This is a genomic window from Giesbergeria anulus (genome assembly GCF_900111115.1).
GTDB lineage: Bacteria > Pseudomonadota > Gammaproteobacteria > Burkholderiales > Burkholderiaceae_C > Simplicispira > Simplicispira anulus.
This window is the reverse complement of record NZ_FOGD01000001.1, coordinates 66,123-87,161: the sequence shown is the minus strand read 5'-3', so window position 1 is coordinate 87,161 and position 21,039 is coordinate 66,123. Positions and strand designations below refer to the sequence as shown.

Here is a 21,039-nt window from a genome sequence, read left to right as displayed (position 1 = left end):
TGAGCGTGTTCCCCACATGCGTGGGGATGAACCGCTCCTGCTCAAGCTCATTTGCGAGCACCACAACGTGTTCCCCACATGCGTGGGGATGAACCGCTGGCCCCCTCGCTGGCGTGCTTGGGGGTGGTGTGTTCCCCACATGCGTGGGGATGAACCGCGGTGGGCCTCCAGCGCCGGTACCGAAACCGGGTGTTCCCCACATGCGTGGGGATGAACCGGCCACATTGCGGCCTGCACTGCCGGTGGCCGCGTGTTCCCCACATGCGTGGGGATGAACCGTGCCCCGCGGCCGTTTCGGTGCTGTGTTCGGTGTGTTCCCCACATGCGTGGGGATGAACCGCTGTGTCCTTCGCTTGCGTTCTTGGGGGTGGTGTGTTCCCCACATGCGTGGGGATGAACCGTGGTGGGCCTCCTTTTCGGGGCTGTGTTCGGCGTGTTCCCCACATGCGTGGGGATGAACCGCACAGCGCACGATAGTTGCCCCCGGCTGTTGGGGTGTTCCCCACATGCGTGGGGATGAACCGGCGCTGTTATCTGATTACGGTTCAGTTACCACGTGTTCCCCACATGCGTGGGGATGAACCGCGCGTTGATTTTGATTGACATAAGAGAGCCTTGTGTTCCCCACATGCGTGGGGATGAACCGCTCTGGCCGCGCCGGTCGGGGCATGGCGTGCCGGTGTTCCCCACATGCGTGGGGATGAACCGTGGGGTGTGCCGCGTGGGATACCGTAATACTCGTGTTCCCCACATGCGTGGGGATGAACCGCCTGCATCATTGAGCTGGGCAAGCTGCTGAAAGTGTTCCCCACATGCGTGGGGATGAACCGCCCTCAGCTCGCGCTACCTGCAATGCTGCTTTGGTGTTCCCCACATGCGTGGGGATGAACCGACGAGCTTGGCGCTGCCACTGGCCGGGCGTAAAGTGTTCCCCACATGCGTGGGGATGAACCGATTCCACCGTCACCACCTTGGATGACGCCCCTGTGTTCCCCACATGCGTGGGGATGAACCGCAGGGCAAAGAGGCCCGGTTGTCGCTGGGTAGGTGTTCCCCACATGCGTGGGGATGAACCGCCACGACTTGATGCCGCTTTGTCCATAAGCTCGTGTTCCCCACATGCGTGGGGATGAACCGTGGGTGCCCCGGAGCGGGCGCTGGCAATCGCAGTGTTCCCCACATGCGTGGGGATGAACCGCCGCTTGCCGTGCAACTTGGGTGGCATACGGCGTGTTCCCCACATGCGTGGGGATGAACCGGTGCCACGCCGTAACGGCTTCGCGCGCGGGCAGTGTTCCCCACATGCGTGGGGATGAACCGTTGTCCCCGCTGCTACTGGTGCGCCCCGGTGAGTGTTCCCCACATGCGTGGGGATGAACCGTATTAAAAAAAGGGAGGAAGGAGGGGGAGTCCGTGTTCCCCACATGCGTGGGGATGAACCGAAAAAGGCGGTCATGAAAATCGTGGCCGACGCGTGTTCCCCACATGCGTGGGGATGAACCGCTCCTGACTAGACCTGCCCGGCCAAACGGCTGGTGTTCCCCACATGCGTGGGGATGAACCGCTGTGGGATCAGATTGCTGCGGCGCAGGTGCCGTGTTCCCCACATGCGTGGGGATGAACCGCTGGCCCCGGTTTTGGTTTTAGGCTGTTGGGGGTGTTCCCCACATGCGTGGGGATGAACCGCCCGGAAACTGTACCACCACTGCGCCCACCGCGTGTTCCCCACATGCGTGGGGATGAACCGCAGTCTTGTTGGGCTTCCAGTAGAACCTGGGGGTGTTCCCCACATGCGTGGGGATGAACCGGACGTGACGCCGATGGACGTGGTTGACTATGTGGTGTTCCCCACATGCGTGGGGATGAACCGAGACAGAAAACCGGGAGAACGGCCAGTTCCGGTGGTTTCCGGTTGCAGGATTATTCCCACTCAATCGTGGCTGGTGGCTTGCTCGACACATCGTAGGTCACGCGGTTGATACCGCGCACCTCGTTGATGATGCGGCCAGAAACCTTCTTCAGCAGCGCATAGGGCAGTTCAGCCCAATCAGCCGTCATAAAGTCAGAAGTTTGCACCGCACGCAGTGCCACCACATAGTCGTAAGTGCGGCCATCGCCCATCACGCCCACGCTTTTTACCGGCAAAAATACCGTAAAGGCTTGGCTGGTCAGGTCATACCAGCTCTTGCCGGTGGCTTCATCCACAAAGTTGCCCAACTCTTCGATAAAGATGGCATCAGCGCGGCGCAGCAGATCAGCGTATTCTTTTTTGACTTCGCCCAAAATACGCACGCCCAAACCTGGGCCGGGGAAGGGATGGCGATACACCATGTTGCGCGGCAGGCCCAAGGCCACGCCCAGTTCACGCACTTCGTCTTTGAACAGCTCACGCAGCGGCTCTAGCAGCTTCAGGCCCAATTGCTCAGGCAAGCCGCCCACATTGTGGTGGCTCTTGATGGTGACGGCCTTTTTGCTCTTGGCCCCACCAGATTCAATGACGTCAGGATAAATGGTGCCTTGGGCCAAGAAGGTCGCCCCCTTGTGGCCGCCATCACCGGCCTTGAGCTTGGCCGCCTCAGCCTTGAACACATCCACAAACAGGCCGCCAATGATCTTGCGCTTTTGCTCTGGCTCGCTCACACCGGCCAGCTTGCCCAAGAACAGCTCAGAAGCATCCACCCGAATCACCTTGGCGTGCAACTTGCCCTCAAACATCTCCATCACCATGTCGCCCTCGTTCAGGCGCAGCAGGCCATGATCGACAAACACACAAGTGAGTTGATCGCCAATGGCACGGTGGATCAGCGCTGCGGCCACCGAAGAATCGACGCCGCCCGACAGGCCCAAAATCACCTCTTCATCGCCCACCTGTTCACGGATTTTTTGCACCGCTTCTTCGATGTAGTCGCCCATAATCCAGTCGGGGCTGGCTTGGCAGATGTCCAACACAAAGCGGTTGAGCAACGCTTGGCCTTGCACGGTGTGCGTGACTTCAGGGTGAAACTGCACCGCGTAGTATTTGCGCGCCTCGTCGGCCATACCGGCAATCGGGCAACTGGGCGTGCTCGCCATCACTTCAAAGCCGGGGGGCAGCTCCGTCACCTTATCGCCGTGGCTCATCCAGACCTTGAGCATCCCGTGGCCTTCGGGCGTGGTGAAGTCGGCAATATCTTGCAACAAAGCCGTGTGGCCGTGGGCGCGCACCTCGGCATAACCAAACTCGCGGGTGTGGCCGCTCTCCACCTTGCCGCCCAGTTGCTGCGCCATGGTTTGCATACCGTAGCAAATGCCAAGCACTGGCACACCCAGTTCAAACACCGCTTGCGGCGCACGGTCGGTGCTGTCTTCGTAAACGCTGGCATGGCTGCCCGACAAAATCACGCCCTTGAGCGTGCCATCTTGGGCATAGGCGCGCACCCAGTCGTCTGAGACATCACAGGGATGCACTTCGCAGAATACATGGGCTTCGCGCACACGGCGGGCAATCAGTTGCGTGACCTGAGAGCCAAAGTCGAGGATGAGGATTTTGGAATGTTGCATGGCGGTAAAAAGAAAAAGGCCCGAACACCGCTGGCTGGGTTCGGGCCTGTGGGCATAGGAAAATCAGTCGGCGCGGTAGTTTGGCGCTTCTTTGGTGATTTGCACGTCGTGGACGTGGCTCTCACGGATACCGGCAGTGGTGATCTCGACAAACTCGGCTTTTTCGTTCATCTCGGCAATCGAAGCACAGCCACAGTAGCCCATCGCGGCGCGCACGCCACCAGCCATCTGGTAAACGATAGAAACCATCGAACCCTTGTAGGGCACGCGGCCTTCAATGCCCTCGGGCACCAGCTTGTCGGCATTGGGGTTGCCGGTGCTGGACTCTTGAAAGTAGCGATCCGCGCTGCCTTGTTGCATAGCACCAATGCTGCCCATGCCACGGTAGCTCTTGTAAGAGCGGCCTTGGAACAAAATAACCTCGCCGGGGGCCTCTTCGGTACCGGCAAACATACCGCCCATCATGATGGTGCTGGCACCAGCGGCCAACGCCTTGGCGATGTCACCGGAGTAGCGGATACCACCGTCGGCAATCAACGGTACGCCGGTGCCCTTGAGCGCCGTAGCCACGCTGTCAATGGCCATGATTTGCGGCACGCCCACACCAGCCACAATGCGCGTGGTGCAGATAGAACCGGGGCCAATACCCACCTTCACGGCATCGGCACCCGCCTCGACCAGCGCCAGCGCTGCTGCGCCCGTGGCAATGTTGCCACCCACGACATCAATTTGCGGGTAATGTTGCTTGACCCAGCGCACGCGCTCAATCACGCCTTGGCTGTGGCCGTGGGCGGTATCGACCACAATGGCATCGACCCCAGCCCGCACCAGCGCCTCCACGCGCTCTTCGGTGCCAGCGCCCACACCCACGGCAGCGCCCACGCGCAGGCGGCCTGCGGCATCGCGTGCGGCATTGGGAAAGCTGGTTTGCTTGGTGATGTCTTTGACGGTAATCAGGCCCTTGAGCTCAAAGGCGTCATTGACCACCAAAATACGCTCTAGCTTGTACTTGTTCAGCAACGCCTTGGCGGCCTCAGGGGAGGTACCATCTTTTTCATTGACGGTGATGAGGCGCTCGCGTGGCGTCATGATCTGGTGTACCTTGACGTCGTAGCGGGTTTCAAAGCGCAAATCGCGCCCCGTAACAATACCCACCACTTTGCCGCCATCGCACACCGGAAAACCCGAAATGCCCAATTGCTCAGACAACTGCAATACTTGCAACACGGTGTGCTCTGGTGTGATAACCACCGGATCGCGCAGTACGCCCGACTCGTAGCGCTTGACGCGTGCCACCTGTGCCGCCTGTTCTTGGGCGGTCAGGTTTTTGTGCACGATGCCAATACCGCCTTCTTGGGCGATGGCAATAGCCAAGCGCGCCTCAGTCACGGTGTCCATCGCGGCGGACACCAAAGGCAGGTTTAACTCGATGTTGCGGGAGAAGCGGGTGGCAAGGGATGTGTCCTTAGGTAGGACTTGGGAATAGGCTGGCACCAGCAACACGTCGTCGAAGGTGAGTGCTTTTCCAAGAAGGCGCATGTGAAAGCTCCAAAAAACCGATTGTAGCCGCCAGCGCCGCTACACTGCGAAGCATGAAAAAGCACCATGCCCTTTTGCTTGCCTTGCTTTGTACCCTGTCTTCGGGCGCTTGGGCGCAATGGCAATGGGTGGACAAAGAGGGCCGCAAGGTTTTTAGCGACCGTGCGCCCCCCATTGACATCCCAGACAGCAGTATCCTCAAGCAGCCCGGTGGCCGCTCTCCAGCCCCAACTAAGCCTGCCAGCAGCACGGAACCAAGCACCGAAAGGGCCGCCGCCACGCCCAAACCCGCAGCCAAAGCCCCTGCTGCGGGGATAGACAAAGAGTTACAAGCGCGCAAGGCCCAAGCCGACGCCGCCGAAGCGGCAAAAAAGAAGGCCGAAGAAGAGCAAGCTGCCAAAGGCAAGGCAGAAAACTGCACCCGCGCCCGCAGTGCCAAAACCAGCTTTGACTCCGGCCAGTTGCTGCGCCATACCAATGCCCAAGGCGAAAGCGTGTTCATGGACGAGGCCACACGCAAGGCCGAGTTGCAGCGCCTACAAAAAATCATGGATACCGACTGCAAACGCTAACGCCGGTCTTTAGGGCGGGCAAACAACCCCGCCGCGCGGGCACCTTGGCGGGAGAACCGTTCACGCCGGGCCACCTTCGGATCGACCGTCAAGGGGCGGTATAGCTCCACCCGGTCGCCATCGCGCAACACTTGTGTCGGGGCCATCACCTTGCCCCAAATACCGCAAGTAGGCCATTGTTCTAACGGTAAATCGGGGGCCAACAAAGCACTGGCCTGCACGGCATCAGCCAAGGTAGCCCCCACCGGCAACTGCAATGTGCGCTCTAGCACCTGCCTAGGCTGCAAAGAAGCCGCCACCACTACCCGCAACCAGCCCGGCGTATCAGCCACCAGCGCTTCAACCATACACCTGCTGCGCACGTTTGACAAAGGCATCGACCATCGTGGCTGCAATGCGGTCAAACACCGGCCCCACCAGCCCGGCCAGCACCTTGTTAGAAAAGCCGTAATGCAGCTTGAGCTCTACCCGCGAGGCCCGCTGCGAGCCATCGCCCACCACATGAAAATGCCAATCGCCATCCAACCGTGAAAATGGCCCTTTGACCAATTTCATTTGCACGCGCCGCCCCTCTTCATGGGTGTTGCGCGTCACAAACGATTGGCGCAGTCCGCTCAGGGCAATGCCCACTTCAGCGAGCATACTGCTGCCGTCTTGCTCCAGCACGCGCGCCTGATCGCACCACGGCAAAAACTGTGGGTACTTATCTACCCCAGTGACAAGGGCAAACATTTCTTCGGGGCTGTACCAGATCAATACGGACTTGCTGACGGTTTTCATGGAGTGGTGGTAGGCAAACTAGAATCGCAGATGCGCGACGGCAGCAATTGTAGGGAGGCCCTTGATCTCCCGGTTGGCGCCGCAACTATTTCCGATGGCCAAGAAACCCCAAACCTCCTCCCGCATTGCCGACAATAAAAAAGCGGCATACAACTATTTTTTTGAAGAACGCTACGAGGCGGGCGTGGTGCTGCAAGGCTGGGAAGTCAAAGCACTGCGCGAAGGCAAGGTGCAACTGACCGATGGCTATGTGGTGATCCGTGATGGTGAGCTGTTCTTGTTTGGCTGCCAAATCAACCCACTCAAGACTGCCTCCACCCACGTCAACCCTGATGCCGTACGCACCAAAAAGCTGCTGATGCACAAGGAAGAGATCCGCCGCCTGATTGGCAAGGTCGAGCAAAAAGGCTATACCCTGATCGCCCTCAACCTGCACTGGAAAGAAGGCAAGGTCAAATGCGAGGTAGCGCTGGCCAAGGGCAAAGCCGAGCACGACAAGCGCGACACCATCAAAGACCGCGAAGGCAAGCGCGAAGTCGAGCGCGCCATGAAAGTCCACCACCGCTAAAACGGCAGTGGCAGACGGCTACAGACGCGCCTTAGTCTTGGAGTGACGCCAGCGGGTGGGCGTGGGCGGGCCAAGGGCTGGCAAAGAACGATTGCACCAGTTCAGGCGATACGTCTTCGATGCGCTCAGGGTTCCAGCGGGGTGACTGGTCTTTGTCCACGGCCAGTGCGCGGATACCTTCAAGAGTTTCGCTTTGGCCGGGGCGCAGGTAGAAGCAGTGGCGCACCAAATCGCGCTCCATGCGCAGGTCTTGGGCCAAATCCATGCTGCGGGCGCGGCGCACCTGCTCCAACACCACATGCAGCATCAACGGCGAGCGCTTGCGCAGCAAGGCGGCGGTGGCCTTGGCCCAATCGCTATCAGCGGCCTCTAGTGCTGAGACGATGGCACTGACGCTGCCAAGCGCAAAATACTGGTTGATGTCAGCATGGTGGGCTTCGAGCTTGGGCACAGCGGTTTTTAGTTCCGCAGCCACAAAGCTGCGCACGGCGGCACCATCGGCAAAAGTCTGGCTGCCCAAGGCTTCCCACATGCGGGCTTGCTGATCCGCCGCCAAGAAGCCATCGGCCAAGTTAAAGGCAATGGCATCACCGGCACCAATGGTCTCACCCACCAAGCCCAGCCACTCGCCTGCACGACCGGGGCAGCGGCTCAGAAAATAGCCGCCGCCGACATCCGGAAACAAGCCAATCGCCGTTTCGGGCATGGCCATCTTGGTACGCTCGGTAACGATACGCAGTGCAGCGCCTTGACTGATGCCCATACCGCCGCCCATCACAATGCCATCCATAAAGGCAATATAGGGCTTGGGATAGCGGTGAATCAGGTGGTTGAGGGCGTATTCTTCGGTAAAGAAGTCTTCGATTTGTGGATCACCCACGCTGCCTGCTTGGTGCAAAAAGCGGATATCGCCCCCAGCACAAAAAGCGCCGAATGGGCCTTCTTTGTTGCTGCCACGCACCGCCACAGCCAACACAGCCGGGTCGTCTTTCCAAGCCAACAAAATGGACATCAAATCACGCACCATGCCCAGCGAGAGCGCATTGAGCGCGCGCGGGCGGTTGAGCGTAATCAAACCCACTTGGCCACGCACTTCGCTCAATACCTCAGAGACAGTCTCCACCATTTTTCTTTCCTTCTGGTTCAATTGCGACACAAAGTACCCATTGTGCGATATCGCAGGGTACCGATTGCGCCATTGGGGTGACTGGATGCGATGCTACGCACCCGTGCCCAACCCGAAAATCAGGCGTGATGGTGCTGGCCCACGCCAGCGGCTTCGCCCAGCACACGCGCCGCCCACTGGTTGAGGCTGGTGCCAGCGGCTTGGGCGGCAGTCAGTGCTGCGCTATGGACTTCTGGGGCTACCCGCAGCATCAGTTTGCCACTGGCAGGCTTTTGGGGCATTTGCCCCAGTTTTTCGCAGGCTTGCACATAATCATCGACAGATTCATGGAAGGCTTGTTCCAGCCCATCCACCGTGCTGGCATGGAACCCCACAATGTCGCGGATGCCCGCCAAGCGCCCGACAAAAATGCGGTCGGCATCGTCGTACTCAATCCGGGCCGTGTATCCCTTGTAGGTCATGGTGTTCATCATGGCTTGACTCCAATATGGTTCAAAAATTCGCGCGTTTGTTGCACCCGATACCGCAACGCTTCTTTGCTCGGATGGGGGCGATGGAAAAACACTTTTTCGCCATCTTTCTCAAACGTGACGGAGGAGCCGCTGCCCTCTATCACCCGACAGCCCAGACTGATAAGCAAGCCTTCAATCCGCGACCACTCCAAGTTGCCATTGACGGGACTGGTAAAGATGGCTTCTAGTGTTTTTCGGTGCTTGCTGTTCATGCAAGCTATTGTATTTATTTTTGATAAATTGCAAGCATATTAAGCTATCAAAAAAACGACTGCTACAGAAAAAAAGCCACCGCAAACGCAGTGGCTTTTTCGCTCACACCGGCAGCAGGTGCCGGGTAAAAATCAAGAACGGCCAGCGCGCTTGCGGTCGCTTTCCTTCAAGTGGCGCTTGCGCAGGCGCACGCTCTTGGGGGTGATTTCGACCAGTTCGTCGTCTTCGATAAACTCAACGCCGTATTCCAGCGTCAGATCAATCGGGGGCGTGATCTTGATGGCGTCTTCCTTGCCAGAAACGCGGAAGTTGGTCAGTTGCTTGGTACGGGTAGCATTGACCACCAGATCGTTGTCACGGCTGTGGATACCCACAATCATGCCTTCATATACCGGATCATTGGCCTTGACGAACATACGGCCACGGTCGTCCAGCTTGCCCAAGGCGTAGGTGAAAATTTCGCCTTCGTCCATCGAGATCAGCACGCCATTCTTACGGCCACCAATGTCGCCCTTGTGCGGCTCGTAGCAGTCAAAAATGTTGGCAATCAGGCCAGAACCACGGGTCAAGTTCAAGAACTCGTTGGTAAAGCCAATCAGACCACGGGCCGGAATACGGTACTCTAGGCGCACGCGGCCACGGCCATCGGGTTCCATGTTCACCAGTTCGCCCTTGCGCTCGCCCAAGGCTTGCATCACGCCGCCTTGGTGGGATTCTTCGATGTCGGCAGTGACCAGCTCGATAGGCTCGTGCTTGACGCCATCAACGTCCTTGAACAGCACGCGTGGCTTAGACACGGCCATTTCGTAGCCTTCGCGGCGCATGTTTTCCAGCAAGATGGTCAAGTGCAGTTCGCCCCGGCCCATCACTTCAAAAATGCCTTCTTCGTCGGTTTCATTGACGCGCAGGGCCACGTTGTGTTGCAGCTCTTTTTGCAGACGATCCCAGATTTGGCGGCTGGTCACATACTTGCCTTCGCGGCCAGCCAGCGGGCTGGTGTTGACGCAGAAGTTCATGGTCAGCGTTGGCTCATCCACCTTGAGCATGGGCAGCGGTGCGGGGTTGAGCGGGTCAGTCACCGTCACGCCAATACCGATGTCGGCAATGCCGTTAATCAGCACGATTTCGCCGGGGCCAGCTTCGGTGGCTTGCACACGATCCAAACCTTGGAAAGTCAGCACTTGGTTGACACGGCCCTTGACGGACTTGCCATCGGGGCCTTCCATCACTACCACGTCCATGTTGGGCTTGATGGTGCCTTGGCTGATACGGCCCACGCCAATACGACCGACGAAGGTCGAAAAGTCCAGTGCCGAAATTTGCAGTTGCAGCGGTGCAGCAGGGTCACCCTTTTGTGCGGGCACATGCTTGAGCACGGTGTTGAACAGGGCAGACATATCTGGCCCCCACTGTTCGCCAGGTGCGCCTTCTTCCAGCGACGACCAGCCGTTGATACCCGAAGCATAAACCACGGGGAAGTCCAACTGCTCATCGGTAGCGCCAAGCTTGTCGAACAAGTCAAAAGCGGCATTGACCACCTTGTCGGGGTTGGCACCGGGCTTGTCCACCTTGTTCACGACGACGATGGGCTTGAGGCCCAAAGCCAGCGCTTTCTTGGTCACGAAGCGCGTTTGTGGCATCGGGCCTTCTTGGGCATCGATCAGCAGCACCACGCCATCGACCATCGACAGCGCACGTTCCACTTCACCACCGAAGTCCGCGTGGCCGGGGGTATCGACGATGTTGATGTGCGTGCCTTCCCAGCTTACAGCGCAGTTCTTAGCCAAGATGGTAATGCCACGCTCTTTTTCGATGGCATTGTTGTCCATCACGGTATCAACGACTTTTTCGTGCTCGGCAAAGGTGCCGGACTGGCGCAGCAACTGATCGACCATGGTGGTTTTACCGTGGTCAACGTGGGCGATGATGGCGATATTACGGATTTGTTTACTCATGATTTTTCCAAAATGCTAGCAGCAGGGGCGGCCAGCGTACGACTTTCCAGAATTTGTTGAATTTCTAACGGGCTAAGGAGGCGGTCTGGAATCAATTCTCCCGCCACGGTATGCCCAACGCCTAACAAGGCGGGTGGCTCTTGCCCAAACACGGCCACCGCCGCATGGTCGGGCCAAGTGCCACGGCGACGCAGCCCAGACAGAAAGCGCCCGGCATCTTCGCTGCCCAATGTGACAGGCAGATGCTCGACCAACAAGGCCTCAGGGGGCAACAGGCAAGCCAAGCGCTGCGCCTCGTCCATCGCCTCTAGCTCGGCCAAGGTGACACAGCGCTCCACACCCAAGCCACCCGTGTCAATGCGGCGCAAAAAGCTCAGGTGGCCGCCACAACCGAGTGCCGCGCCGATGTCCTCGCCCAGCGTGCGGATATAAGTGCCTTTGCTGCATGTCACCACCATGTTGAGGAGGGGCTGGCCTTGGTCATCCGAAGACAGCGTCAAGGCCAAAGCGTGGATCTCGACCTCGCGGGCGGCACGCTCTACCTCGACACCGGCCCGTGCATATTCATACAGGGCCTTGCCATCTTTTTTCAGCGCACTGTACATGGGCGGCACCTGACGGATCGGCCCGGTAAACTGCTGCTGCACCGCAGCCAAACGCTCAGGGGTGAGCATTTCAGGGGTGATGGCACATTCGCGCAGAACCTCGCCTTCGGCATCGCCGGTTGTCGTAGTCGCGCCCAATCGGACAATGGCTTCGTAGGTTTTGGCAGCATCAAGCTGCAACTGGCTGAACTTGGTGGCCGCACCAAAGCACAGCGGCAGCACACCAGTGGCTAACGGGTCGAGCGTGCCGGTATGACCGGCCTTCTCGGCGCGCAGCAGCCATTTGGCCTTTTGCAAGGCGTCGTTGCTAGAAAAGCCCAGCGGTTTGTCCAGCAGCAACACCCCATGCACAGGGCGGCGCTGCACCCTCGTGCGTGGCGCGTTCATGCTCAATCCTCTTTAGCGCGGGAAGAAACTGCCTTGGCAATCAAGGCGTTCATGTCAGCGGCACGCTCGCTGGTGCGGTCGTAGACGAAATGCAGCGTCGGCACGGTGTGGATGTGCAGGCGCTTGAACAGGCCATTGCGCAGGAAACCTGCGGCCTGGTTCAAGCCCTCTTGCGTTTGCTGGGGGTCGCCCACCAGCAAACTGAAGAACACCTTGGCATGGGCGTAGTCGGGGGTGACCTCTACGCCCTGCAACGTCACCATACCCACACGCGGGTCTTTCAACTCGCGCGCAATGAGTTCGGTCAGATCGCGTTGGATCTGATCGGCCACCTTGAAGGCACGGTTGGGCGTAGCAGACTTTTTGGCAGCCATGGTTTACAGCGTCCGCGCAATTTCCTTGATCTCGAAGAACTCCAGCTGATCACCTTCTTTGATGTCGTTGTAGTTCTTGAGCTTGATACCGCACTCGAAGCCTTCTTTGACTTCCTTGACGTCGTCCTTGAGGCGACGCAGCGATTCGACGTCGCCGGTGTAAATGACGATGTTGTCGCGCAGCAGGCGGAAGCGGCAATTGCGAATGACTTGGCCCGAAGTGATGTAAGAACCAGCCACGGTACCAATCTTGGACGCCACGAACACGGTGCGGATCTCTGCCGTACCCAGTGCTTCTTCACGCTGCTCAGGAGCCAACATGCCAGACATGGCCGCCTTGACCTCATCTACCGCATCGTAAATGATGTTGTAGTAGTGGATATCGACGTCGTTGCCTTCAGCCGTCTTGCGAGCACCGGAGTCGGCACGCACATTAAAGCCGATGACGATGGCCTTGGAGGCAATAGCCAAGTTGATATCGGACTCGCTGATGCCGCCCACGCCCGCATAGACCAACTGCACGCGGATCTCGTCGGTGGACAGTTTGAGCAGCGAGGCGCCCAGCGCTTCTTGCGAGCCTTGCACGTCGGCCTTGATGATGATGGGCAGGGTTTTGACCTCGCCCGCCGTCATATCGGCAAACATGTTTTCCAGCTTGGCTGCTTGTTGCTTGGCCAGCTTGGTGTGGCGGAACTTACCAGCACGGTAGGTAGCCACTTCACGGGCCCGGCGCTCGTCAGACAGTACGACAAAATCGTCGCCCGCCTGCGGCACTTCGGTCAGACCTTGGATTTCTACCGGGATAGATGGGCCTGCCGTCTTGGCAACCTTGCCTGCTTCGTCCAACATGGCGCGCACGCGGCCAAAAGTTTGACCTGCCAGCACGATGTCACCCACCTTGAGCGTACCGGACTGCACGAGCACGGTAGCCACAGGGCCACGGCCCTTATCCAGCTTGGCTTCAATCACCAAGCCCTTAGCTTGGCTTTCCACTGGGGCCTTGAGTTCCAGCACTTCGGCCTGCAACAGCACTTGCTCCAGCAACTCGTCAATGCCCATACCGGTCTTGGAGGACACCGCCACGAAGGGCGATTCACCACCGTACTCTTCGGGCACCACCTGCTCAACCACCAGCTCTTGCTTGACGCGCTCAGGGTTGGCATCGGGCTTGTCGGCCTTGGTGATAGCGACGACGATAGGAACACCAGCCGCCTTGGCGTGCTTGATAGCTTCCTTGGTCTGGGGCATAACGCCATCGTCCGCTGCCACCACCAAAATCACGATGTCGGTGGCTTGGGCACCACGGGCACGCATGGCGGTAAACGCCTCGTGGCCGGGGGTATCCAAGAACGACACCATGCCGCGTGGGGTTTCGACGTGGTAGGCACCAATGTGCTGGGTAATACCACCAGCTTCGCCGGTAGCCACCTTGGTGCGGCGGATGTAGTCCAGCAGCGAGGTTTTACCGTGGTCAACGTGGCCCATCACCGTCACAACGGGGGCACGCGGCAGCAACGGCACATCTTGCTGTGCTGCATCGTCGGTGAAGGCTTCTGGATCGTCCAGTGCAGCCACCACAGCCTTGTGGCCCAATTCTTCCACCACGATCATGGCGGTATCTTGGTCTAGCGGCTGGTTGATGGTGACCATCTGGCCCATCTTCATCAGCGCCTTGATGACTTCAGATGCCTTGATCGACATCTTGTGCGCCAGTTCAGCCACGGTGATGGTTTCGGGCACATGCACTTCAATGATGCGCGCCTCGACCGCTGCAGCGTGGGCGTGTTGGTCATGGCCGCCACGGTCGTTGCGGTCATTGCCACGGCGGCCCTTGGGGGCAGCGCCACGCCAAGAACTGCCGCCACGACCAGCACCACCGGCGGTATCGCCACGGGTCTTGATTTCTTTCTTTTTGGCTGGATCACCGGCCCAGCTAGACGACAGCTTGGCCGATTTGACCTCTTTGCCTGCACCAGCAGGAGCGCTACCGGGAGCCGGAGCGCGCCCAGCAGCAGCGCCGGGAGCAGCAGCGGGCTTGTGCAAGGTGCCTTTTTTGGCATCCGCAGCCGGCTTGGGCGCAGGTTTTGGCTCTTCGGGCTTCTTAGCCACCAGCACCTTGGCTGGAGACGACAGCATAGAGCGGATAGCCGCAGCTTCGGCCATCGCCTTGCGGCGGCGCTCGTCCAAATCGGTGGCACGAGCAGATTCTTCCGCTGCGCGGGCCTTGGATTCTTCTTCGGCCTTGGCACGGGCAGCAGCTTGGGCAGCAGCACGGGCAGCAGCTTCGGCAGCAGCCTCCCGCGAGGCTTCTTGTTTCATGGCCGATGCTTGGGCCTTTTTGCGCGCTTCTTGGGCGGCATAGGCAGCGGCGCGCTCGGCGGCTTCGCGGTCGCGGCGCTCGCGCTCTTCGCGCTCTTTGCGTTTGGCGGCCAGCTCTTGCTCTTCGCGGCTGAGGGACTCCACCTGCTGGCGGGCCTGCTCTTCGCGGCGAACGAGTTCAGAGTTTTGGTCTGCGGTCAAGGCGGGTTCTTCAGCCTGTGGCGGTGTTGTCAAAGCAGCTGCATCTTCGGATGCGGAAGATTCGGGGGCATCTTCGCGCTTGACGAAGGTGCGTTTTTTGCGCACTTCGACCTGAATGGTGCGTGCCTTGCCCGTAGCATCAGCCTGCTTGATCTCGCTGGTGGAGCGGGTGACCAAGGTGATCTTTTTACGATCAGCAGCATTGACGCCATGACTGGCTTGCAGATGGGCCAAGAGCTTCTGCTTATCAGACTCAGTCAGGGCATCCGACGCCCTGCTCTTGGTAACACCGGCCTGCTTGAGTTGCTCCAGCAGGGTTTCGGGGGATTTTTTGAGTTCGTTAGCAAACTCGGCAACGGTGGTGCTGGACATATGTGATTTGTACCTCCCTGACCTTTATTCTTGCCCTGCGAACCAGTGTTCGCGCGCCTTCATAATCAAGGCTTTGGCTTCTTCTTCGGACTGGCCGGTCAGGTCGGTCAGCTCGTCGATGGCCAGATCGGCCAGATCGTCGCGTGTATGAATGCCGCCAACCGCCAGTTGGGCGATCAGCTCAGGCGTTAGCCCTTCCAGATCACGCAGCTCTTGGGACACATCGTCCACGCTCTCTTCCCGTGCGATCTCCAGGGTGAGCAGGGCATCTTTGGCCCGCGCCCGCAGTTCGTTGACGGTATCTTCATCAAAGCTCTCGATTTCGAGCATCTCTTGCAGGGGCACATAGGCCACTTCTTCGAGACTTTCAAAACCTTCAGCAATCAAGATGTCGGCCATTTCTTGATCGACATCGAGTTTTTCCATGAACAAGCGCCGAGCAGCATCGGTCTCGGTGGCTTGTTTTTGTGCCGACTCAGCGGCATCCATGATATTGATTTTCCAACCGGTGAGGTCAGAGGCCAGACGCACGTTCTGGCCGCCACGGCCAATAGCAATGGCGAGGTTTTCCTCGTCCACCACCACGTCCATAGCGTGTTTTTCTTCATCGACGACGATGGACTGCACGTTGGCCGGTGCCAAGGCACCGATGACGAACTGCGCTGGGTCTTCTGACCAGAGCACAATATCGACACGCTCGCCGGCCAGTTCGTTGGTCACGGCATTGACACGGGTGCCACGCACACCGACACAGGTGCCGATAGGATCGACACGGCGGTCGTGCGAGACCACAGCAATTTTGGCACGGCTGCCTGGATCGCGGGCGCAGTTTTTGATTTCCAACAGGCCCTGCTCGATCTCAGGCACTTCGTTGCGGAACAACTCGATCATGAATGCTGGGGCCGAACGCGACAGAATGATCGGTGCGCCGCGCAAGGTCAGATCGACATCCATAATCATGGCGCGAACCCGGTCACCGCTGCGCAGATTTTCTTTGGGGATGGTCTCATTGCGGCGCAAACGGCCTTCAACGCGGCCCGCCTCAATAATCAAATCGCCCTTGTCCATGCGCTTGACGGTGCCCGTGAAAATCTTTTCGCCACGCGACATAAAGTCGTTGAGCAGCATTTCGCGCTCGGCATCGCGGATTTTTTGCAGAATGACCTGCTTGGCTGCCATAGCACCAATGCGCCCAATGGGCAAAGACTCCACCGCTTCTTCGATGTAGTGACCCACCTCGACGCCTGACACACGGTCTTGTGCGTCCATGAGCAGCTCTTCAGCTTCAGGGTTTTGCAGCCCGGCATCGTCAGGCACCACCAGCCAGCGGCGGAAGGTTTCGTAGTTGCCACTATCGCGATCGATGGACACACGAATGTCCACTTCGCCTTCATAAAGCTTTTTGGTGGCCTGGGCCAGCGCCAGCTCGACGGCACCCAACACCACATCACGCTCGACGTTTTTCTCGCGCGAAATGGCTTCAACCAACATTAACAATTCGCGATTCATGCGACGACTCTCCTGTTTCCTTCACCTGCATTGGGCAGTTGGGCCATTTTGACCTGCACTGCCCAGACGTTTTTTGCGCTCATTCGGTCTGACCGGGAGCCGCCAGCTGGCTGCGCCCCTTGAAATCGACAATCGGCGCTAGACGCGCATCGCGCAGCTCATCGAGGGCAAAGCCCAGAGCTTGCAGCGGTGCAGGCACACGCTTTTTGCTGATTTTTTGACCCGGTTTAGGCGGCGGCTCGTCACTCCAGACAATTTGCCAGCCTCCGGTATCCGCTCGTTCAAGGGTACCGCGAAATTTTTTCCGATTGGCATGCACCTGCCCGGCAGCGGCAGCGCCCATCGGGGCTTTGAGGGTGATGTCAATGACTTCACCCAAAAAGCGCTCAAAGTCTTGCGCATGGCGCAAGGGCCGGTCAATGCCCGGCGAGGATACTTCAAGGCGCTTGTAATCTACGCCATCGACTTCGAGGGCAAATTGCAATTGGCGCGTGACCTTTTCGCAATCTTCGACAGTAACAAACTGCTCAGGGGCCACCGGCGCATCTGCTGCCGGGGGCTGCCAGGGCCAATCGATGGTGATGCGTAGCAGGCCGCCCGCAGAGCGTTCAATCTCTACCAGGTCATAGCCCAGGCCCACTACGATTTGTTCGACGATTTGCTGCAATGCCACGTGTTTTGATTTATTCCCGGAAATACAAAAAACCCGATAACCCCCAGAGGCTTCGAGCTCCAAAAGCAAACGACCAAAAAAAACGGGCGGTTGGTACCCGCCCGTTTGGTCGTGAGGCCCCTATTGTAGCCTGCAAACCGCACTTTGGTGGCATGGCAGCGATAGAAAAATAGGCGATGCGTGCCAGCTACTTAGCGGGAAAGTGGCTTGAGCAACTCGGCCAAGTCGTTTTCGGTGAACATCGGTTCGCGCCGCGCTGAGGCACCGCTATACATGCTATCGGCCAGTTGTGCTTTGCGCTCTTGCAGGGCCAAAATGCGCTCTTCAATCGTGCCTTGGGCCACCAATTTGACCACCCAGACGCTTTGCGTTTGGCCGATACGGTGGGCGCGGTCGGTGGCTTGGTTTTCTACCGCCGGGTTCCACCACGGGTCGTAGTGGATTACAGTGTCGGCTTGGGGCAAATTCAGGCCCACGCCCCCGGCTTTGAGGCTAATGAGGAACAGGGGCACTTGGCCGCTGGTGAACTGATCAATCAGGGCATCGCGGTTTTGGCTCTGCCCAGTGAGTTTGACCCAGCGCAGTTGGCGTTTTTGCAGCTCGACCTCGATCAGCTCCAGCATACGGGTGAACTGCGAGAACAACAAAATGCGCCGCCCTTCGGCCAGCATTTCGGGCAGCAGCTCCATCAAGCACTCTAGCTTGGCCGATTGCTGCACTTTGCGTGCCGCCTCTAACGGCACCAGTTGTGGGTCGCAACACACTTGGCGCAATTTGAGCAGGGCATCCAAAATAGCCAATTGCGATTTGCCCAAACCTTGGGCATCGAGGGCTTCGCGCACGCTTTCTTCCATCGTCAAGCGGATGGTTTCGTACAGATTGGCCTGTGTGCCTGCCAGCTCGACGCGCATCACGGTTTCGACCTTGGGCGGCAGATCACTAGCCACCAACGCCTTGGTGCGCCGCAGCATAAACGGCGTGACACGCGCGCGCAGTTGCGCCAGCCGCGTGCCGTCGCCCGATTTTTCAATCGGGTTGCGAAAAACCTCGGTAAAGCGCTTTTGGCTACCCAAAAAGCCGGGCATGAGAAAGTGGAACAGACTCCAGATTTCACCCAAGTGGTTTTCCATCGGTGTGCCCGACAGGCACAGGCGGTGGCGCGCCTGCAAAGCACTGACTACCTTCGCAGCGTAGGTGCTGGCGTTTTTGATGTTTTGCGCTTCATCAAGCACCAGCAGATGCCAAGACTGTGCCAGCCAGCGTTCACGGTCGCGTTGCAACAGCGAATACGGGGCAATCACCACATCGTACTGCTTAAGCGCATCGGCGGCGGTATGACGCTCTTTGCCGTGCAGTACCAAGCAACGCAATTGGGGGCAAAAACGGTTCGCCTCGCGCTGCCAATTTCCCATCAAACTGACGGGCGCAATGATGAGAGCAGGCTGCAACAAGCGCCCGGCATCTTTTTCTATTTGGATATGCACCAAGGTTTGCAGTGTTTTGCCCAACCCCATGTCGTCGGCCAAAATACCGGCCAAGCCGTGGGCATGCAAAAACTGCAACCAGTTCACGCCCTGCTGCTGGTAGGGGCGCAGGCTGGCTTGCACACTCTGGGGTATGGGTACTTCGGGCAAATGCGCTTGGCCGCTCAGTTGCTGCGCCAGCTCGCGCAGGGCAGCCGCGCCCTCCCAGACTGCACCTTCGCCCAGCGCGGCGCTGGTGCGCAGGGCATCAAGGCGCGATAAGCGCAGGCTTTCGGCGTTGAAGTCGTATTGCCGATCACCGACCAAATCGAACAGCGCCAGCAGCCAAGGCTGCAAGGCGTGCATGGGCAGACGCAAAAAACCGGGGCCATCGGGGGCGGGCAAAAACAGGAACGGCGGCAGTTGCGGTTGCCCGGTGTTGGGGTTTAGCGGGCTTTGGGCCACCGTGGCGATGAGTTCGGGCAGCAAAGGCAAGATGTTATGGCGCTGGCCGTCAATCTCGATACCCAAAGACAGCTCAAACCACGGCGAGGTAGCACCGCTGGCATCCTCCAAGCCATCGGTAGCGCCTTCGGGGTGCAGCTGCACCCCTAAGCGGTCGGCGCGGGCAATCCAGTGCTGTAATGGCGCATCTACCGTGACTTCAAAGCCTGCGGCGCGCAACACGGCAAAATCTTCATCTAGCCATTGCAGCCACTGCTGGTGCTCCGCCGGGCCGGGCAAGCCAAAAATGCCGTCGTCATCCAGCACACGCAAGCCCAGCGCCAGCAAACGCTCCATCGCCTGCTGCTCGGCGGGCAGATCGCGCTGTAACAGCACGCTGTCTGCGCTGCTAGAGGGAGAATCCATGAGCACGGTGGGTTGGGGCGTGGGCCACCAGCCCGTGAACCCTTGGTAATCAAAACGCAACTGGGCATTGAGCAACCCTTGCTGGCGCTGCTGCGCCACCGGCACAGGGGCTAAATACAGGCGTGGCAGCGGTGGGCCAGGCTCTAGCGTGGTGATTTGTTTCACCACAGCGGGCAGCGGCAAGCTGCCCAAGCACTCAACCACTTTGCGCTGGTGATTTTCGAGCACCGCCTCAGAGGCTGGGGGCGCTTGTAGCAGCAGCGCCAGTTGCATGGGCGTCCAGCCCGGGGCCTGCACCGGGCCACACTGGCCCTTAATGATGTCCAGATACAACGGTGGCTGGTTGGTGCAAAGCTGAAGGTTTTCTTCTGCCAACTGGGCATGCAATTGCCACTGCGGCGCGGCAGACTCGTTACCAGAAGCTTTTTGTTGTGCCCAATGCCATTGCACGGTTTGCGGCTCGCCCCATTGCAGCGGGAAGCCGGGTTGGCCGTCAGGTAGCGCCCAAAAAAGCCGCCCAATGCTGGCCGCTTGCTGCACTATCGCTGCCACCATAGGGCCTTGCAGCACAATTCCTAAATGCAGGTCACGTCTGCTCGTGCGCGACAAATATAGACTTTGCCCCCACTGACTGCTTTGTGAAGGCATGGGCGGCAGAGCGTACATGCCGCGCAATAGTTCTAATATTGCACGGTCGGCATCGCTGACTTGGCGATAAGCTGGATCGCTGGGCGAGGGGATGTCGCTCAGATAGCGCACCTTAGACCAACCACCAGCTTTTTTAATAAAAGACTGCACCAGATGCAAACACAGCACAGGCAAGGCAGCGCTGCCGCGTGAGGAGTTGCGTGATGGTGTATCAAAGGCCAGCAGATACAAAAAATGCTCTTCTCTGGCAGCGCTGGGGGTGCCGGATGCTGCTGCCTGAAGTGGTGAACGCGGCCCCATCTGCTCCAGTGTCTCTAGCCATTGCAGCCATTGCGTATCGAGGATGGCACGGGCAGCAGCCTGTTGTTGGCGCTGTAGTTCTTCTTGACGCTGGATCAGGGCAGCGCGCTGCGCTTCTAAGTCTTCCAGACCGGGCCGCACGCGTCCCAGCAAATTCATGTCAGGAAAAACTTCGCAACCATACTGTGACGTGTACAGCAGCAAGGCTACCGCATGTTTGCACTGAAAGCCCACCGGGCAACTGCACTCACTGTTCCAACTGACAGGCTGGCCCATCATGTCCACATACACTTCGATGCTCAACCCGTAAGGCTCATCGGTAAAGCCCTGCACTTCACCAAACACTTGCCAATGGTCATCCAGTGGCTCAATTTTAAAAGAGAGCACCGCCTCATCATCGAACAATTCTTGACCACTCTCCCAAGTAGTCTGACCCACCCTTTTTTCAATCGCTGAGAAGGGGATCCAAGCATCAGGGGGGCTATAGCGCCGGGAAAAACGGGTCATCGCGTT

Annotated in this window: 16 protein-coding genes and 1 CRISPR repeat array (1 of these 17 cut by a window edge); of the genes, 2 read left to right on the top strand and 14 right to left on the bottom strand. The window is 58.8% G+C overall.

Annotated features, from left to right (window positions below; all coding sequences use genetic code 11):
• Nucleotides 1-1,870: direct repeats of the CRISPR family, unit length 29 nt; unit sequence GTGTTCCCCACATGCGTGGGGATGAACCG; it reaches 56 nt to the left of the window's first position.
• 50 nt (nt 1,871-1,920) lie between these two features.
• Both guaA and guaB read right to left on the bottom strand, forming a co-directional pair.
• Entirely contained in the window at nt 1,921-3,540 is a 1,620-nt protein-coding gene (gene guaA, locus BMX55_RS00425) for a glutamine-hydrolyzing GMP synthase (RefSeq protein ID WP_091451077.1), read from the bottom strand.
• 63 nt (nt 3,541-3,603) lie between these two features.
• The gene (guaB, locus tag BMX55_RS00420) at nt 3,604-5,079 is read right to left on the bottom strand and encodes an IMP dehydrogenase (protein WP_091451075.1); all 1,476 of its coding nucleotides are present in this window, start codon (nt 5,077-5,079) and stop codon (nt 3,604-3,606) included.
• Nucleotides 5,080-5,132: 53 nt separating this feature from the next.
• On the opposite strand from guaB, the gene BMX55_RS00415 reads away from it, so the two are divergent.
• The gene (locus BMX55_RS00415; RefSeq protein ID WP_091451072.1) at nt 5,133-5,651 is read left to right on the top strand and encodes a DUF4124 domain-containing protein; all 519 of its coding nucleotides are present in this window, start codon (nt 5,133-5,135) and stop codon (nt 5,649-5,651) included.
• Here BMX55_RS00415 and BMX55_RS00410 read toward each other — a convergent pair.
• Both BMX55_RS00410 and BMX55_RS00405 read right to left on the bottom strand, forming a co-directional pair.
• Nucleotides 5,648-5,998 (bottom strand): RnfH family protein, encoded by a 351-nt coding sequence (locus tag BMX55_RS00410; RefSeq protein WP_091451069.1) that lies wholly within the window; start codon nt 5,996-5,998, stop codon nt 5,648-5,650. The two genes, BMX55_RS00415 and BMX55_RS00410, sit on opposite strands and share 4 nt — an antisense overlap.
• Entirely contained in the window at nt 5,991-6,431 is a 441-nt protein-coding gene (locus tag BMX55_RS00405) for a type II toxin-antitoxin system RatA family toxin (RefSeq protein ID WP_091451068.1), read from the bottom strand. The genes BMX55_RS00410 and BMX55_RS00405 overlap by 8 nt, the downstream gene beginning before the upstream one ends.
• 94 nt (nt 6,432-6,525) lie before the next feature.
• Between BMX55_RS00405 and smpB the strand changes: the two genes are divergently transcribed.
• Nucleotides 6,526-6,999, top strand: coding sequence for an SsrA-binding protein SmpB (smpB, locus tag BMX55_RS00400; RefSeq protein ID WP_091451063.1), 474 nt, complete (start codon nt 6,526-6,528; stop codon nt 6,997-6,999).
• Nucleotides 7,000-7,030: 31 nt separating this feature from the next.
• Here smpB and BMX55_RS00395 read toward each other — a convergent pair whose 3' ends face one another.
• The 10 genes from BMX55_RS00395 to BMX55_RS00350 form a co-directional block, all read right to left on the bottom strand.
• Entirely contained in the window at nt 7,031-8,125 is a 1,095-nt protein-coding gene (locus tag BMX55_RS00395) for an enoyl-CoA hydratase/isomerase family protein (RefSeq protein ID WP_091451060.1), read from the bottom strand.
• Nucleotides 8,126-8,244: 119 nt separating this feature from the next.
• Nucleotides 8,245-8,598 carry a type II toxin-antitoxin system HicB family antitoxin gene (locus BMX55_RS00390; RefSeq protein ID WP_091451057.1) on the bottom strand — a complete coding sequence of 118 codons (354 nt, stop codon included), beginning with the start codon at nt 8,596-8,598 and terminating at the stop codon, nt 8,245-8,247.
• On the bottom strand, nt 8,595-8,849 hold the full coding sequence (locus BMX55_RS00385; RefSeq protein ID WP_091451055.1) for a type II toxin-antitoxin system HicA family toxin: 255 nt from the start codon (nt 8,847-8,849) through the stop codon (nt 8,595-8,597). The genes BMX55_RS00390 and BMX55_RS00385 overlap by 4 nt, the downstream gene beginning before the upstream one ends.
• Nucleotides 8,850-8,981: 132 nt before the next feature.
• Nucleotides 8,982-10,805: a translational GTPase TypA gene (typA, locus tag BMX55_RS00380; protein ID WP_091451051.1), complete on the bottom strand. Its 1,824-nt coding sequence runs from the start codon at nt 10,803-10,805 to the stop codon at nt 8,982-8,984.
• On the bottom strand, nt 10,802-11,797 hold the full coding sequence (gene truB, locus BMX55_RS00375; RefSeq protein ID WP_091451048.1) for a tRNA pseudouridine(55) synthase TruB: 996 nt from the start codon (nt 11,795-11,797) through the stop codon (nt 10,802-10,804). The genes typA and truB overlap by 4 nt, the downstream gene beginning before the upstream one ends.
• A gap of 2 nt (nt 11,798-11,799) precedes the next feature.
• Nucleotides 11,800-12,171 (bottom strand): 30S ribosome-binding factor RbfA, encoded by a 372-nt coding sequence (gene rbfA / locus BMX55_RS00370; RefSeq protein ID WP_091451046.1) that lies wholly within the window; start codon nt 12,169-12,171, stop codon nt 11,800-11,802.
• Between the two features lie 3 nt (nt 12,172-12,174).
• Complete coding sequence (infB, locus tag BMX55_RS00365; protein ID WP_091451042.1) at nt 12,175-15,063, bottom strand: translation initiation factor IF-2; 2,889 nt, start codon at nt 15,061-15,063, stop codon at nt 12,175-12,177.
• A gap of 24 nt (nt 15,064-15,087) precedes the next feature.
• On the bottom strand, nt 15,088-16,572 hold the full coding sequence (gene nusA / locus BMX55_RS00360) for a transcription termination factor NusA (RefSeq protein ID WP_091451040.1): 1,485 nt from the start codon (nt 16,570-16,572) through the stop codon (nt 15,088-15,090).
• A gap of 79 nt (nt 16,573-16,651) precedes the next feature.
• Complete coding sequence (rimP, locus tag BMX55_RS00355) at nt 16,652-17,245, bottom strand: ribosome maturation factor RimP (RefSeq protein WP_091451037.1); 594 nt, start codon at nt 17,243-17,245, stop codon at nt 16,652-16,654.
• Nucleotides 17,246-17,436: 191 nt separating this feature from the next.
• Nucleotides 17,437-21,033, bottom strand: a complete 3,597-nt coding sequence (locus tag BMX55_RS00350) for a DEAD/DEAH box helicase (protein WP_091451034.1) — start codon at nt 21,031-21,033, stop codon at nt 17,437-17,439.
• Nucleotides 21,034-21,039 lie beyond the last annotated feature (6 nt).